The sequence below is a fragment of the Nocardia spumae genome (assembly GCF_020733635.1).
Classification (GTDB): Bacteria; Actinomycetota; Actinomycetes; order Mycobacteriales; family Mycobacteriaceae; genus Nocardia; species Nocardia spumae.
This window is the reverse complement of sequence record NZ_JAJFZL010000001.1, coordinates 6317535-6331303: the sequence shown is the minus strand read 5'-3', so window position 1 is coordinate 6331303 and position 13769 is coordinate 6317535. Positions and strand designations below refer to the sequence as shown.

Here is a 13769-nt window from a genome sequence, read left to right as displayed (position 1 = left end):
GCCACACAACGAGGGGCCCCACCGATGAGTGATGTGATCACAACCGAGGAGCTGACCAAGACCTTCGGCCCGAATCGTGGTATCACCGAGGTCGGCATCGATGTCGCCGCGGGCGAGGTGTTCGGTTTCCTCGGCCCGAACGGCGCCGGCAAGTCCACCACCATCCGGCTTCTGCTCGGCCTGTACCGCCCGACATCCGGTCGGGTGCGGGTCCTCGACTTGGATCCGACTCGCGACACGGTCGCGATCCATCGCCAAGTCGGTTACCTGCCCGGCGAGCTGGTCCTCTACCCGCGGCTGACCGGACGTGAGCACGTCGACCGGTTCGCGCGCATTCGCGGTCTCGACGACCTGCGGTACTGCCGTGAGCTGGCCGAGCGGTTCGGCGCGGAACTCGAACGGCCGATTCGGACCCTTTCCAAGGGCAATCGGCAGAAGATCGGCCTGCTGCTGGCGTTCATGCACCGGCCGGACCTCCTCGTCCTGGACGAGCCGACGGCCGGGCTGGACCCCCTCCTGCAAGACGAGTTCGCCCGGTTGGTCCGAGAGACCGTCGCGGACGGTCGCACGGTGTTCCTGTCTTCGCACGAACTCGACGAGGTTCAGCGCCTGGTCGACCGGCTCGCGATCATCAAGGAGGGACGCATCGTGGTCAGCGACACCGTCGAGGGACTGCGCCGTTCCGCGCCCCGCACCATCGAGTTCCGCTTCGACCATCCGATCGACACCGGCGCCTTCGCCGCCCTCGACGGGGTCCAGGTGCTGCGCGATGCGGACGGACGGGTCGCACTCGTCGTCACCGGTCCCGTAGCGCCGGTGCTTCGCGCGGCGGCGGCGTTGAACGCGGTCGACGTCATTGCCCGCCCCGCCGACCTCGACGAACTGTTCCGCACCTATTACCGCGACGAGCCGGCGGAGGCCCGGGATGCCTAGCATCGGCATAACTGGCCTGGACCTGCGGTTGCGCCGCCGATCGGTCTACGGATACACGATCGGGCTCGCCGCCTACGCGCTGGTGATCGTCGCGCTGTACCCGTCGTTCCGCAGCGACGCCAGCCTGGACCAGCTGCTCACCAACGACCCGACCATGGCCGCACTGTTCGGTGTCAGCGGGTCCCTCACCAGCCCGACCGGTTGGCTCAACGCCAACCTGTACGCGAACTTCGTGCCGCTCATCGTCCTTCTGATCACCATCGGATACGGCGCTTCCTGCCTCGCCGGTCAAGATGAGGACGGCACCCTCGGATTGGTCGCGACACTCCCGGTGTCCCGTCGGCGGATCGTGGCCCAGAAGGCCGCGGCGTTGATCGCGCTCGCGCTGCCCGCCGCCCTCGCCACTATGGCCTGCGTCCTCGTGGGGCGTGGTTTCGACCTCGACGTCGATACCAGCGCCTTGGCCGGCATCACGGTTGGCGTATTCCTGCTGGGCGTGGACTTCGGCGCTCTCGCCATGCTCATCGGTGCCGTGACCGGCAGCCGTGGGACCGCGCTCGGGGTCACGTCGGCCCTCGCGGCCGCCGCCTACCTGATCAGCTCTCTCGCGCCCGTCGTGGACTGGCTGGCACCGGCACGGTTCGCGTCCCCCTTCTTCTATGCCGTCGGCGACGGGCAACTCGACCATGGCCTGTCCCTCGCCTGGTTCGGGGTCCTGGTCGGCATCGCCCTCGTCGCGATCACGGCAACCATCGCGGCATTCGAGCGCTTCGACCTGCATTGACCAGCGCGACAGTCGATCTCGAGTGCGAGTGACTGCCTCGCTGACGGTGCGTCTCGAAGTTCACCGCGCGTGACCAGCCCTTCGATTTGCCCCACCATCGGTTTTTGCGGCATCTTTACACCTGGTGTGCCGGGAAGTCTGGTCGGCGAGCGTGATCCGCGACCGCGGGTGACCTCCCGCGGACGACCCAGGAGATGCCATGAGCGAATGCGCGGCCGAACCGATCGTGATGGCAGGACCGGTCACGCGCGGGTGCGACGTATCCTGCTGGGGTGCACGCATCTCAGATCGCCGAGCAGTACCCGGTGGTCGGCCTCGAAACCGACGCGCTCGACGCGGCGCGACTGCTGGCCGAACATCGCCTGCCCGGCATCGTCGTAACCGATGCCGACGGCATACCGAAGGCGGTGTTGCCGGCATCGCAGGTGGTGCGGTTCATCGTCCCGCAGTATGTGCAGGACGATCCGCAACTGGCAGCGGTGATCGACGAACCGATCTGCGACCGGGTGGCCGCGAAGTTGCGCGGCAAGAAAGTGCGCGATGTCATCCCCGAACATCTGACGAAGATTCCCGCTGCCGATGCCGGCGATACCGTGATCGAAGTCGCCGCCACCATGGCGCGCTTTCGCAGTCCGTTGGTCGCGGTGACGAGCGGATCGGAATTCCTCGGCGTGATCACCGCGTCGCGGCTGCTGGAAGCGACGCTGCGCAACTGCTGACTCCCGTCCGCACGATCGGGAGGCGCCCATGACGGCCGTCGTCGCGGTGGCCGTGTTCGTGGTCGCCTACGTCCTGATCGCGACCGAACGGGTACACAAGACCAAGGCCGCGCTCGGTGGTGCGGCCATCGTCCTTGCCCTCGGGGTGGTCGGGTCGGCGGACAGCTTCTTCTCCGCCGATACCGGCATCGACTGGAATGTCGTCTTCCTGCTGCTCGGCATGATGATCATCGTCGGCATCCTGCGCCAGACCGGGATCTTCGAATACACCGCGATCTGGGCGACCAAGCGCGCCAAGGGATCTCCGCTGCGGGTGATGGTCCTGCTCACCCTCATCACCGCGGTGTCGTCGGCATTCCTGGACAACGTCACGACCATTCTGCTCATCGCCCCGGTCACCCTGCTGGTGTGCGAACGCCTCGACATCGGGCCCGCTCCGTTCCTCATCGCCGAAGTGCTGGCCTCCAATATCGGCGGCACCGCCACACTCATCGGTGACCCGCCCAACATCATCATCGGCAGCCGAGCGGGACTGTCGTTCAACGACTTCTTGCTGAATGTCGCACCGCTGGTGGTGCTCACGATCATCGTCTTCACGCTCCTTCTGCCGGTGCTGTTCCGGAACAGCTTCACTGTCGATCCCGCCCGAGCGGCCGATGTGATGGCGTTGAACGAGCGTGAGGCGATCCATGACCGCGGCCTGCTGATCACATGCGGTGTGGTCCTGGCCGCGGTATTCGCGGGCTTCATCGGGCATTCGCTGTTCCACATCGACCCCTCTGTCGTCGCGCTGCTGGGTGCTGGTGTGCTCGTACTGATTTCCGGTGTGTCGCAGAGCGATTACCTGTCCGCGGTGGAGTGGGAGACGCTGCTGTTCTTCGCCGGACTGTTCGTCATGATCGGCGCGCTGGTGAAAACCGGTGTGATCGAGCATCTCTCCCGATATGCCGTCGACGCGACCGGCGGGAACGCGCTCACCGCCACCATGCTCATCCTGGTCGTCTCGGCGCTGCTGTCCGGCCTCATCGACAACATCCCCTACGTGGCCACGATGAGTCCGCTGGTCGCAGACCTCGTGGGTCAGATGGGCCATGAGGCCAACGCCCACGCACTGTGGTGGGCCCTGGCCATCGGAGCCGACTTCGGCGGCAACCTCACCGCCGTCGGTGCCAGCGCCAATGTCGTCATGATCGGCATCGCACGTCGCGCCGACGCCCCGATCTCGTTCTGGGAGTTCACCCGCAAGGGCGCCGTCGTCACCGTGATCACCGTGGCCATCGCGGCACCCTATCTGTGGCTGCGATACTTCGCCTTCGGCTGAGGCGTAGGCAGACGTCGATCTCGACCGGACCGACGGCGGTTACTGCCATCTCAGCGCGGTTCCGTTGCGGAGTCGGGTGTTCCACGCCCATCCGGGTCGGGAAGTTCCATCAGTCTCGGGTAATTGCTTGCGGACGATGATGACGACCATCGCTGGATCTTGGATGCGACCAGACATGTCTCGGAATTGGTTGAAATCCACTGTGTTGCAGTAGGTTCAGTGGCGAGCCTGCGTTGACTCCCAGGGGCGGGGGCGTGCTTCTCCGGTCCGTCGGGATGGTCCCGCTACGCCGCTCGGGCCGCGCAGCTTCGGATTCCGATCCTCCGTGGTCGGGGCGATCGTTTCGGTCTTCGCCGCAGGTGCCGCCGGACTGAAACGAGCGGGCGTCTGCGGTCCCTTGTTCCACGTGCCCCACAGGGCACTCGAAGGGCCGCGTGTGACCTGGTGGCTTTGGTCCCGGTAATTCTGGATCTGCAATGAAACCCGACTTTACCTGCGGAAATGCTGTGGCAGATCAGTGCCCTCGGCGGGGCGCTATGAACATGGGATACGGGGATGACCTGCGATTTCCGGGTGGTCGACTGGTCGTTGAAGCTGAATACCAACTGTAGGCTGGTGTTTTCGTCGTCATGGCATGCTGCCTGCCATCGTGCGATGTCCAGGAATATTCTCGCCGGTTGCTGGGCGAGAATATCGCTGTCGGAGCCGTCGATGACCACGATTTCGAAGTCTGCGTCAGGTCCGACGGCCCGTCGAGGGTGTCGCTCCGCAGAGTGCGACTCGACCGGTTCGTTTGCACCGTGCCTCAACCACGCCGTGCGATACGGACGTGCCGTGCAGGTACTCGATGGGTGTATTCGTGACTGTCACCCGGATAAGCCTCAGCCTGCTCGGATGCCGATCGACTGAGCCAGGAAGGGCCAGGAATTGTGCAGATCGTCCTCCCAATAGCCCCACGAATGAGTGCCCACCGGCCGGTCGTCAACTGTCACAGGGATATTCAACTCGTGCAGCCGGTTGGTCAGGTTCACGGTGCAGTAATGGATTGCCGCCTCGATCGGTCCGCCGAGTGCGATCTGTACGGGCAGCGGGATGCGGCCCTCCTCGACCCTGCGATCGGCAGGGGTGTCGTGGGGCGCCGCCGGAACACCGCTACCCGAACTCAAATAGATCGCGGTTCCCCGCAGCTTGTCCGCGTTGACGAGTGGATCGTTGGCGCGCCAGCGCGGATCGTCGGCGGGACCCCACATGTTCGCGACGCTGCGCGCCCCGCCCCAGTTCTCGACCGTGAGCCGGACGAACTCGTGCCCGATCGGATCCGATGTCTGCGCGCAGCCGCTGTAGGAGGCCACGCTGTTCCAGAAGCCGGGCTTGGCGATGGCGAGGTTCAGAACCGATGTGCCGCTCATGGACACACCCGCCAGTGCACGTCTTCCGTCGGCGCCCAGGAAGCCCTCGATGACCGGCGGTAGCTCGTCGTTGAGGAAGGTCTGCCATTTGTTGTTGCCCAGGACCGGATCGTCGTGGATCCAATCGGTGTAGTAGGAGCTGGCGCCGTCGACCGGGTTCACGACGTTGACGTCCTTGCCGCGCAGGAAGTTCACCGCGTCGGTCTCGGCATCCCAGCCGCTCTCGTTGGGCCCGCCTTGCGACCCGTTGAGCAGATACACCGTGGGACGTGGGGCGCTCGTGTCCGCCGCGCGGACGACCTGGACCGGGATCGCCCGGTGCATGCTCGGCGAGAACACCATGACTTTCTGCTGTCTGTCGCCCACCTGCTCCACGGAGACGACCCCGGCCGTCTCGGGGGCGGCGCCGGCCACGCCTGCCGTGGCGACCAGAGCGGTGGCGGCCAGCGCACCGGCGAGGAGCCGGGCGGTCACCGCCGTTCGTGATACTCGCACTGTTGGACCTCTTTCGCTCATCCGCTGTCGGTCACTGTCCGATGACACGCAAAGATTCACGCCGTGCCGTACCCCGGTTCGATCGTGGACCGGAGCGGCACATCGCGAGGGGTTCGACTCGGGCTCAGCGGCAGTACACCTTCCGAGCCTGCGGTCCCTTCGATCCGATCGTGATGTCGAAATCGACCGCTTGGCCTTCCCGCAGTTGCCGGCCGGGTGGCTCGGCGACCACGTCCGCGGTCTCGACCAGCAGGTCCGGACCTCCGTCATCGGGAGCGATGAACCCGAAGTCCACCTCCCGGTTGAACCACTTCACCGTGCCGTGCATCCCTGCCATGGTGGCCGTCCCTTCCTCGACTTCGAAGGGATTTCGGTCAGCCCCGGCGACCGGTTTGGTAGCGCTTCGGAATGTGCGAACTCAGGTGAGCGGTACGCCGACGATCGGCTGGGTGGTCGGCTGGGGTGAGCCGCCCGCCGGCTCGATCGACACCGCCAGCGTGCCCGCGTCCCCGTAGCGCACGAGGGCCGGGGCCTGTTCGGTCGGCAGTGCGTCCAGAACACCGGCCGAACGAATCTGGCCCGCAGCCGAAATCAGCCACAGCTGGTAGGTGTGGTCGGTCGGCGGGGCCTGGACGGTGGCGAACGACACGACGGCCGCGTCGAGTTCGCGTGATGCGTTGACGGTGATCGTGCCGCCGCCTTCGACGGGAACCGTCTGTTCGCGGGCGTCCGAGTGGTCGATGACCTGTTGTGCGGTGACGGCGCCGGTGTCGTGGGATCTAGTGCTGTATCCGGCGATTCCCGCCGCGGCTCCCGCGACGACGATCACGGCGGCCGCCGCGGCGGCCAGCCATCGCGGATCGCGCAGCCGCCGGGACCGGATGCTGTGCACGGATGCCACCTCCCGGTCCGGCGAAACGCCTTCCTCGACCGGCTTCGCGCCGCGGGCGTCGAGTGCGTGCCGCAGAGTCGCCTCGAGGGACGCCGGCGCGGGCACGCTGTCGACCACGGTCATGAGTGCCAGCGTCTCGTGCAGCCCGTACACCTCGGTGCGAAATGCCGCCGCGAGATCAGGAGCGGTGGTGTCGAGCAGACGCTCGACGGTGGCTCGGTCCCGCTCGGACAGGGCATCGAGCGCGTAGAGGTGTGCGAGCTCGAGCAGTTCGCTGTGCGGATCGGTGTCAGGCATCGCTCACCGATCCCGCCAGGCAGTTGCGCAGCCGCTTGAAACCGTCGCGAATGCGGGTTTTCACGGTGTTGAGCGGTATGTCGAGGTGTTCGGCCACTTCGGAATAGGTGCGCCCGCCGTAGTAGGCCAGGGCCACGGTCTCGCGTTGTGTCTCGGTGAGCGTGGCGAGGCATTCGACGACCGCGCGTTCCTCCGACCGCTGGGTCACCGTCTCGGCGACGATATCGTGATCGCGGCCCAGATTGCGGTGGCCGAACGCGAGATCACGTGTGGTGGAGGAGGATTCGACGCGAACGCGGTCGACGGCGCGCCGATGGGTGAGCATCATGAGCCATCCGATCGGACTGGCGAGGCGAGAGTCGTACCGCTCCGCCTCGTTCCACACGTAGAGATAGATGTCCTGCGCGATCTCCTCCGCGGCGGCCGGCCGCCGCAGAATGCGCAGTGCCAAGCCGTAGACGCGGTGGTTGGTGGATCGGTAGAACTGGGTGAAGGCGAGCCGGTCGCCGTCCGCGATGCCTCGCAGCTGCTCGGCGAGCTGTCGTGCCGCTTCCGGGTCCGGCTGCGCCCGATGTATCGAGCAGGCATCGAGCTCCTCGACACGCACCCCGACGTGATCGGTCGCCCCGGGCGACTCAGCGTGTTCATCCGCCATAGCACTGTGTCTTCCTGTATGGGCGTATCCCGATGGCAATTCGGATGCCGGCCACAATCGATTACCGGTGCGACGATCTGCCACGCGTGCGGACGACATTGACCGCAGCGATGGTTGTGCTCGGTGAACCGTACCCGCCGCTCTGCGGGGGAGTGGACGCGCGGACGGCCTCGATTCGCGGGCGAGGGCGCCCGGCGGGAAACGGGCGTGACGGTGCATTGCCGATATCTCCTGTATCGATCACCGTGATCTCACTCCGCGCCGGACGCCGCACGCCACGGCAAGCCCGCCGCGTGGTGTGCGGTCCGCGGCGGCGGGCACGGGGTGTGGCGACGGACGGTGGATTGGGTGCATAACCGTGCTTCGACGTGCGGCGCGCCTCGGTTTGGTCAGGAAACTGTGATGACGCGACTGTGCCAGCCGGTGGCGCCGTCCGGAAAGGGAGCGGCACGCCGTTCGGTCTGTGTCCGTCCCTCGCCGTCGGTCGCGCGCACGCGGAGTGTGTGTGTTCCGGGTGTCGCATCCCAGGACCAGGTCCACTGCCGCCAGGTGTCCAGCGAATACTGCGGGGCGGTTTCCGCGAGTCGCCACGGCTGATCGTCGACCTGCACCTCGACCGTCGCGATACCGCTGCGCTGCGCCCATGCCACACCGGCCACCGTCACCCGCCCCGCCGGCACCGACGCGAAGGCGGCTGGCACATCGATGCGCGCGGCGGTCTTGATCGGCGCCCGGTCCGACCAACCGCGATCGGTCCAGTAGGCCCTCGCCCGATCGAAGCGGGTGACCTCCAGGTCCACGACCCATTTGGTCGCCGACACATAACCGTAGAGTCCGGGAACGATCAGCCGCGCGGGGTAGCCGTGCTCGATGGGCAGCGGCTCGCCGTTCATGCCGATCGCGAGCATCGCGTCACGGCCATCCAGAATCGCGGACAACGGCGTTCCCGCGGTGAACCCGTCGACGCTGCGGGACAACACCATATCCGCGCCGGGTTCGGGCCCGGCCTCGGCGAGCAACTCCGACAGTGGATATCCGAGCCAGCGTGCGGTGCCCGCGAGGTTCCCGCCGACCTCGTTGGATACGCATGTCATCGTCATGATCCGTTCGATAGGCGTGTGCCTGGCCAGCCGATCGAAATCGAATTCGACCATGCGGCCGACCATTCCGTGAATCCGTAGCCGCCAGTCGGCGCGTGTGAGTGCGGGCGGCTGCAAGGCGGTGTCGACACGGTAGAAGGCGTCATTGGGCGTGATGAACGCGCTGAGACCGCGGACCCGCGGCTGTGTGGGCACCGCGGGCGCGGTCAGTCGCGGCCGAGGCAGCGGAAACCTGGCCCTGTCGGCCGCCACGTCCCGCAACTGGTGTGCGAGTAGGCGAGCCGCGGCGGCACTACCGGCGGCCACTGCCGCGACGGCGGCCGCCGTGCCGAGGAATCGCCTGCGCGACATAGCATTACCGGTGGATGAACGTGAGGTGGGAGCTGCGATGGTCAACAGCCGCAAGGCGACCACACCCGACAGGATCCCGGCGATCGTGGGGATCGCGAACATCGGTGTGGCGGAGGGGCGTGTGAGCGCGGCCCACAGAGTGAAACCGCCGAGGCCCAGTAGGAGACCGCTGCCCAGGGGGCGACGGCGTTCCAGCAGACCGGCGCAGGCCGCGCCGACGATCATCACCACCGCCATCGACGCGAACAACACATCCTTGTCGTGGCTGCCGAAGCGGCGGATTGCGGCGTCTTTCCACTCGTGTGGTGTGTGGTCCACCATCATGGCGCCGAGCGCGAAGAACGGCGAGGAGGCCGGGGCGACGACTACGGCGACCAGATGCCCGACGGCGAGCACCGTCGCGGCGGCGAGCGCACCCGCGACGGCGGCCCGCATCGCGCCGATCCGCTGCCGTCGCGTATTCCCCTCCGGCACAGCGGATGTGCCGTGTGACGCGGTCATGATCAGTACTTCCGTCTCAGGTGGACGAGCTGCTGGATCAGCTCAGGTCGATGCTCGCGATCGGTTTCGTCGTCGGCCTTGGCGAGCCACCAGCCGGTTCCACCGTCACAGCGATCGTGTCCGCGGAGCGAAATCCGGCCACCACCGTCGAGGCCGGCGGTGAGTCGAAAACGGCCAGTGAGTCGGTGGTTCCGTCCGCCGAACTCAGCCAGATCTGATACGACCGGTCCGGTCCCGGCGGGAGTAGTCCGGCGACCGATACCGCGAGTTCGGACAGACCTGCCGAGCTGTGGACCTCCACCCGTCCGCCGTCCGCCGCCGGCACCGTCCTGACGACCAGATCGGGTTGGGCGTCGATTGCCATGGCCGTGATCGCCGGTGGGCTGTCACGGCCGGCGAAGTGCTGTGCGGTCACTGCCACCAACCCGCCCAGCGCCAGTACCGCTGTCGCGGTCACCAGTACCAGGTCTCGTCGCGGCGGCGGCCACCACGCCCGGTGGCCTGCCGTCACTGAGCGCCCGGTGCACGCGCTGTTGTCCAGCGCGTGCAGAATCCGATTCTCCATACCGTGTGGTGGTGAGCAGGCGGTCACGACGCTCAGCTGGGCGAGAACCTCGTGGACCGCCGCGACCGCGGCATCGAACTCGGCCGCGGCGAACCGGTCCGATCGCTCGCGCCGGTCCTCGACCATGCCGCGCTGCACCGTTGTCAGAGCATCCAGCGCGTACTGCTCGGCGAGTCCGAGTAGATCCAGCTCCGATGACTCCGAACCGCTCATGGGCAGACGCTCCCGTTCAGAGCTCCGGCCATGCGTTTGAACCCTTCCCGAACGCGTGATTTCACGGTCGGCACCGGGGCTCCCAACCGTGCCGCCACCTGTGGATAGGTGAGTCCGCCGTAGTAGGCGAGCACGATGCATTCGCGTTGCAGCGGAGTCAGCAGTGTCAGGCAACGCTGGACCGCCCGCTCGTCGTGTCGCTGTTCGACCGTTTCGAACACCACGTCGTGGTCGCGGCCCCGGTGCACGGCGCCGTACACCGATTCGCGACCGGAAGCCGCCTGTTCGGAACGTATACGGTCGACGACGCGACGATGGGTGAGCATCAGCACCCAGCCGATGGGAGTGGACATTCCCGGGTTGTAGCGCCCGGCGAGAGACCACACCTGGAGGTAGACCTCCTGAGCGACTTCCTCGGCCATGGCAGCATTGCGGGTCATCCACAACGCGAGTCCGAAGACCCGCTGATCGGTCATCCGGTAGAACGCGGTGAACGCGTCCCGGTCACCGTTGCTCACCGCGACGAGCAACTCGGCGAGCCGGTGTTGCACCCCGCTGTCCTGCCGATCTGTGGCGGGCGATACGCCCGGAGCCGGCTGCCGCTGGTCGAGAAGTTCGTTCATCGTGTTCGCACCTGCCGTTATTCGTGGAACCGGTTCGGACGCAACGGGTCCGTGAGCTCCGATGGTTCGTGGTCGTGGGCTTCGGCGCCGACGGGTTTCGGTTCGTCGCGCACGCGGATCGGGCGGTGAATCGCGTACGCGCGGGGAGATCAGGCAGGCGGCATCAGCACGGTGTCGATCATGTACACCGTCGCGTTGGCGGTCTGCACGCCGCCGCAGATCACCGAGGCGTCGCCGACCTTGATGGCGTCACCGTCGCGGGTCACGGTTACCTCGGCGCCCTGGACGGTCTTGTGTGTGCCGGCGATCCGATCGGGGGAGATCCGGCCCGCCACCACGTGATAGGTGAGGATCTTGTTGAGCGTCGCCGAGTCGGTCTTCAGCGAATCCATGGTGGCCGCGGGGATCTTCGCGAACGCCGAGTCCACAGGCGCGAATACCGTGAACTGTCCGCCGTTCAAGGTATCGACAAGGTTGACCTGGGGGTTCACCTGTCCGGATACCGCCGCGGTCAGAGTGGTGAGCATCGGATTGTGCGAGGCCGCGACGGCGACGGGATCCTGTGCCATTCCCTCGACCGACCCGGCGCCGCTGGGCACCTGTTGCGCGTACTGCTTGCAGCCGGGGCCGACGAGATCCGCGGTGGCGGAGGCGTTCGGGGTACTCGACATCGATGTGGCAGGCATGGACGTGCTCGAACCGCTGGAATCGTCATTCGAACACGCCGTCAGACCCGCGGTCACCGCTGCCAGCGCGATTACCGACGCCATCGAACGCTGCACCAGATTCATCATTCGTTCCTTCGTGAGAGGTGGCCCGACGGCCGCGAGAAGAGAGGACAACTCCGAGTTCGATCCGCCCGGATGAGCGGTTTGGTCCTGCGCCGCAAGGGATTTCGCGGATGAATCGAAGCGGGCAGCGTTCACCGTCGGCCGAGGAGTTGTACAGATGTGGATCTCGGCCGACGGTGTCCGAACTGCGGGCGGCCGAAGTCGCCCCGGGCACGCATCCGATGGGCGCCACCAGGACTTCGCGAGGCGTTCGGCCGCGGTTTGGTCTCACCAGAAAAGTTCCGTGAGGTTCGCCCGAATCTGTCCTCGAAATGCGCCACTACAGCCGGAAATCGTCTGGTAGCTGGTCCTTCCTGAGGGAGGATGGTGTGTGTTGCGACCGCCGACCGATTTCAGCGGTGATGTCGCGAAGGTGGCCGCGGAAGATGGTGTTGGCCAACCCGACTCGTTCGATCGCAGGGAGCTGGGGCGTGTTCTCGCGCTGTCTGCGGTGGATACGGGCGAGATCCGCTGTGCCCAGGTTGATCGGCGGATGGCTTCGGTCTCGGTGGTCGGGTGGTCACCGAAACCGAAGGTGCAGGCCTCTGCGTTCCCTTGTTCCATGTGCCCTACGGGCACTGGAAGGGACCGTGTTCGACCAGGGAGTTCCTTGGTCGCGATGATCCTGGATCTGCAATGTATTCGTTTGACCTGCGGAAATATCGTCGCAGGTTGGTGCCCTCGGCAGGATTCGAACCTGCGACACCCGCTTTAGGAGAGCGGTGCTCTATCCCCTGAGCTACGAGGGCGGTCTCGCCTTCGCGGCGATCGGCGGGGCCAGTTTAGCGTGCCCCGGCGCGGCGGGCCGCATCGTGGGACGGATACGCCCCGGGGGCCACCGTTGGCAGGGGGTGCCGGCGCCGCCGGTGCGGCGCCGCGGCCGCGGATTCACCGCGATTTCCATTCGCTGGGAATGCCCGAATTCACCGGCGGCATACGATCGGCGAAATCCAGTGCGAACCGGATGTACCGGCAGCGTTATTGCTGGATAAAGGTGAAGAATGCGTGAAATATTTCGGGGGAGTTCGGTAATTGCCGGGCGGGTGTGGGTAACCGCGGCCGCTGTCTGCGGAGTGGTCGCGCTGGGGTTCGCGCCCGTCGCTGTCGCCGCGCCGGGATCGGGCGGATGTCAGGAAATATCGATACCGGTGGCGATCGTCCCGGATTCGCCGCCCGACAATACTGTCGCCGCGACCCTGTGCACGCCTCCGAACCGGTCCGCGGCGCCGGAGGTGGACATTCTGGTGGCCGGTGCGACGTACAACCGGGAGTACTGGGATCCCACCGCCATGCCGGCCGAGTACTCCTACGTGGCGAATACGGTGGCGGCCGGACGGGCGACATTGAATTTCGACCGGCTGGGCACCGGCGCCAGCACCCGCACCGGTAGTGACCGGCAGAATGTGTCGACCGACGCCTTCGTACTGCACCAGCTGATCGGCTGGCTGCACGGCAACGGGTACCGCACGGTCAACGCCGTCGGTCATTCGCTCGGCTCGGTGACCTTGATCGACGAGGCGTCGCGCTGGCACGATCTCGAACGGGTGGTTCTCACCGGAGTGATTCATCTGCCCGGGGTCGGATTGAACTCCACCGGTTTCTATGCCGCGTTGTATCCGGCGATGTACGACCCGAAATGGCAAGGCATTCTGAACGACCCCGGTTTTCTCACCACCCGGCCGGGGCAGCGCGGCAGCGCGTTCTACGATCTCGCGGCCACCGATTCGGCGATAGTCGCCAACGACGAACGCACCAAGGATCTGGCGACGGTAGGGGAGGTGGCGGAGTCGTCACAGTTGTTGCTGACTCCCGCGGCCGCCAATCCGAGCCGGGCGATCACCGCCCCCGTTCTGGTCGCCATGGGCGCCGAAGACGATATCTTCTGCAATCTCTTCGTCAGTTGCCACAGCGCCGAAACGATTCGCGCGAACGAGGCCCCGTACTACACCGGAGCAGCCGCCCTCGATGTCCTGGTGGTGCCGGACGCTGCTCACAATCTGCCGCTGCATCGCAACGCGGCAGACACGTTCCGGAGGATCGACCACTGGATCGACACCGGCACCGTAGGCGGCTGAGGCCGC

Annotated in this window: 14 protein-coding genes and 1 tRNA gene; 6 read left to right on the top strand and 9 right to left on the bottom strand. The window is 66.4% G+C overall.

The window, feature by feature from the left end; genetic code table 11:
* Positions 1-24 precede the first annotated feature (24 nt).
* The 4 genes from LKD76_RS28110 (at position 25) to LKD76_RS28095 (ending at position 3757) form a co-directional block, all read left to right on the top strand.
* The gene (locus LKD76_RS28110) at positions 25-933 is read left to right on the top strand and encodes an ABC transporter ATP-binding protein (protein ID WP_227984405.1); all 909 of its coding nucleotides are present in this window, start codon (positions 25-27) and stop codon (positions 931-933) included.
* Positions 926-1717: an ABC transporter permease subunit gene (locus LKD76_RS28105; RefSeq protein ID WP_227984404.1), complete on the top strand. Its 792-nt coding sequence runs from the start codon at positions 926-928 to the stop codon at positions 1715-1717. The genes LKD76_RS28110 and LKD76_RS28105 overlap by 8 nt, the downstream gene beginning before the upstream one ends.
* A gap of 272 nt (positions 1718-1989) precedes the next feature.
* Entirely contained in the window at positions 1990-2436 is a 447-nt protein-coding gene (locus tag LKD76_RS28100; RefSeq protein ID WP_227984403.1) for a CBS domain-containing protein, read from the top strand.
* 28 nt (positions 2437-2464) lie between these two features.
* Positions 2465-3757, top strand: coding sequence for an ArsB/NhaD family transporter (locus LKD76_RS28095; RefSeq protein ID WP_227984402.1), 1293 nt, complete (start codon positions 2465-2467; stop codon positions 3755-3757).
* A gap of 881 nt (positions 3758-4638) precedes the next feature.
* Here LKD76_RS28095 and LKD76_RS28090 read toward each other — a convergent pair.
* The 8 genes from LKD76_RS28090 to LKD76_RS28055 all read right to left on the bottom strand — a co-directional run bounded on the left by LKD76_RS28090 (position 4639) and on the right by LKD76_RS28055 (position 11628).
* Positions 4639-5682 (bottom strand): alpha/beta hydrolase, encoded by a 1044-nt coding sequence (locus LKD76_RS28090; protein ID WP_255660511.1) that lies wholly within the window; start codon positions 5680-5682, stop codon positions 4639-4641.
* Between the two features lie 103 nt (positions 5683-5785).
* Entirely contained in the window at positions 5786-5998 is a 213-nt protein-coding gene (locus LKD76_RS28085) for a cold shock domain-containing protein (RefSeq protein ID WP_227984400.1), read from the bottom strand.
* Positions 5999-6079: 81 nt separating this feature from the next.
* The gene (locus LKD76_RS28080) at positions 6080-6850 is read right to left on the bottom strand and encodes an anti-sigma factor (RefSeq protein ID WP_227984399.1); all 771 of its coding nucleotides are present in this window, start codon (positions 6848-6850) and stop codon (positions 6080-6082) included.
* Positions 6843-7505 carry an ECF RNA polymerase sigma factor SigK gene (gene sigK, locus LKD76_RS28075; protein ID WP_227984398.1) on the bottom strand — a complete coding sequence of 221 codons (663 nt, stop codon included), beginning with the start codon at positions 7503-7505 and terminating at the stop codon, positions 6843-6845. The genes LKD76_RS28080 and sigK overlap by 8 nt, the downstream gene beginning before the upstream one ends.
* Positions 7506-7894: 389 nt before the next feature.
* On the bottom strand, positions 7895-9391 hold the full coding sequence (locus LKD76_RS28070; RefSeq protein WP_227985434.1) for a molybdopterin-dependent oxidoreductase: 1497 nt from the start codon (positions 9389-9391) through the stop codon (positions 7895-7897).
* Positions 9392-9494: 103 nt separating this feature from the next.
* Positions 9495-10235, bottom strand: a complete 741-nt coding sequence (locus LKD76_RS28065; RefSeq protein ID WP_227984397.1) for an anti-sigma factor — start codon at positions 10233-10235, stop codon at positions 9495-9497.
* Positions 10232-10858 (bottom strand): sigma-70 family RNA polymerase sigma factor, encoded by a 627-nt coding sequence (locus LKD76_RS28060; protein ID WP_227984396.1) that lies wholly within the window; start codon positions 10856-10858, stop codon positions 10232-10234. The genes LKD76_RS28065 and LKD76_RS28060 overlap by 4 nt, the downstream gene beginning before the upstream one ends.
* Before the next feature lie 149 nt (positions 10859-11007).
* Entirely contained in the window at positions 11008-11628 is a 621-nt protein-coding gene (locus LKD76_RS28055) for a fasciclin domain-containing protein (RefSeq protein WP_227985433.1), read from the bottom strand.
* Here LKD76_RS28055 and LKD76_RS28050 point away from each other — a divergent pair.
* Positions 11543-11725 (top strand): hypothetical protein, encoded by a 183-nt coding sequence (locus LKD76_RS28050; RefSeq protein WP_227985513.1) that lies wholly within the window; start codon positions 11543-11545, stop codon positions 11723-11725. The two genes, LKD76_RS28055 and LKD76_RS28050, sit on opposite strands and share 86 nt — an antisense overlap.
* Before the next feature lie 636 nt (positions 11726-12361).
* Here LKD76_RS28050 and LKD76_RS28045 read toward each other — a convergent pair.
* A tRNA-Arg gene (locus tag LKD76_RS28045) sits at positions 12362-12437 on the bottom strand.
* A 252-nt stretch (positions 12438-12689) separates the two neighbouring features.
* Here LKD76_RS28045 and LKD76_RS28040 point away from each other — a divergent pair.
* Positions 12690-13763 (top strand): alpha/beta fold hydrolase, encoded by a 1074-nt coding sequence (locus tag LKD76_RS28040; protein ID WP_227984395.1) that lies wholly within the window; start codon positions 12690-12692, stop codon positions 13761-13763.
* Positions 13764-13769: the final 6 nt, after the last annotated feature.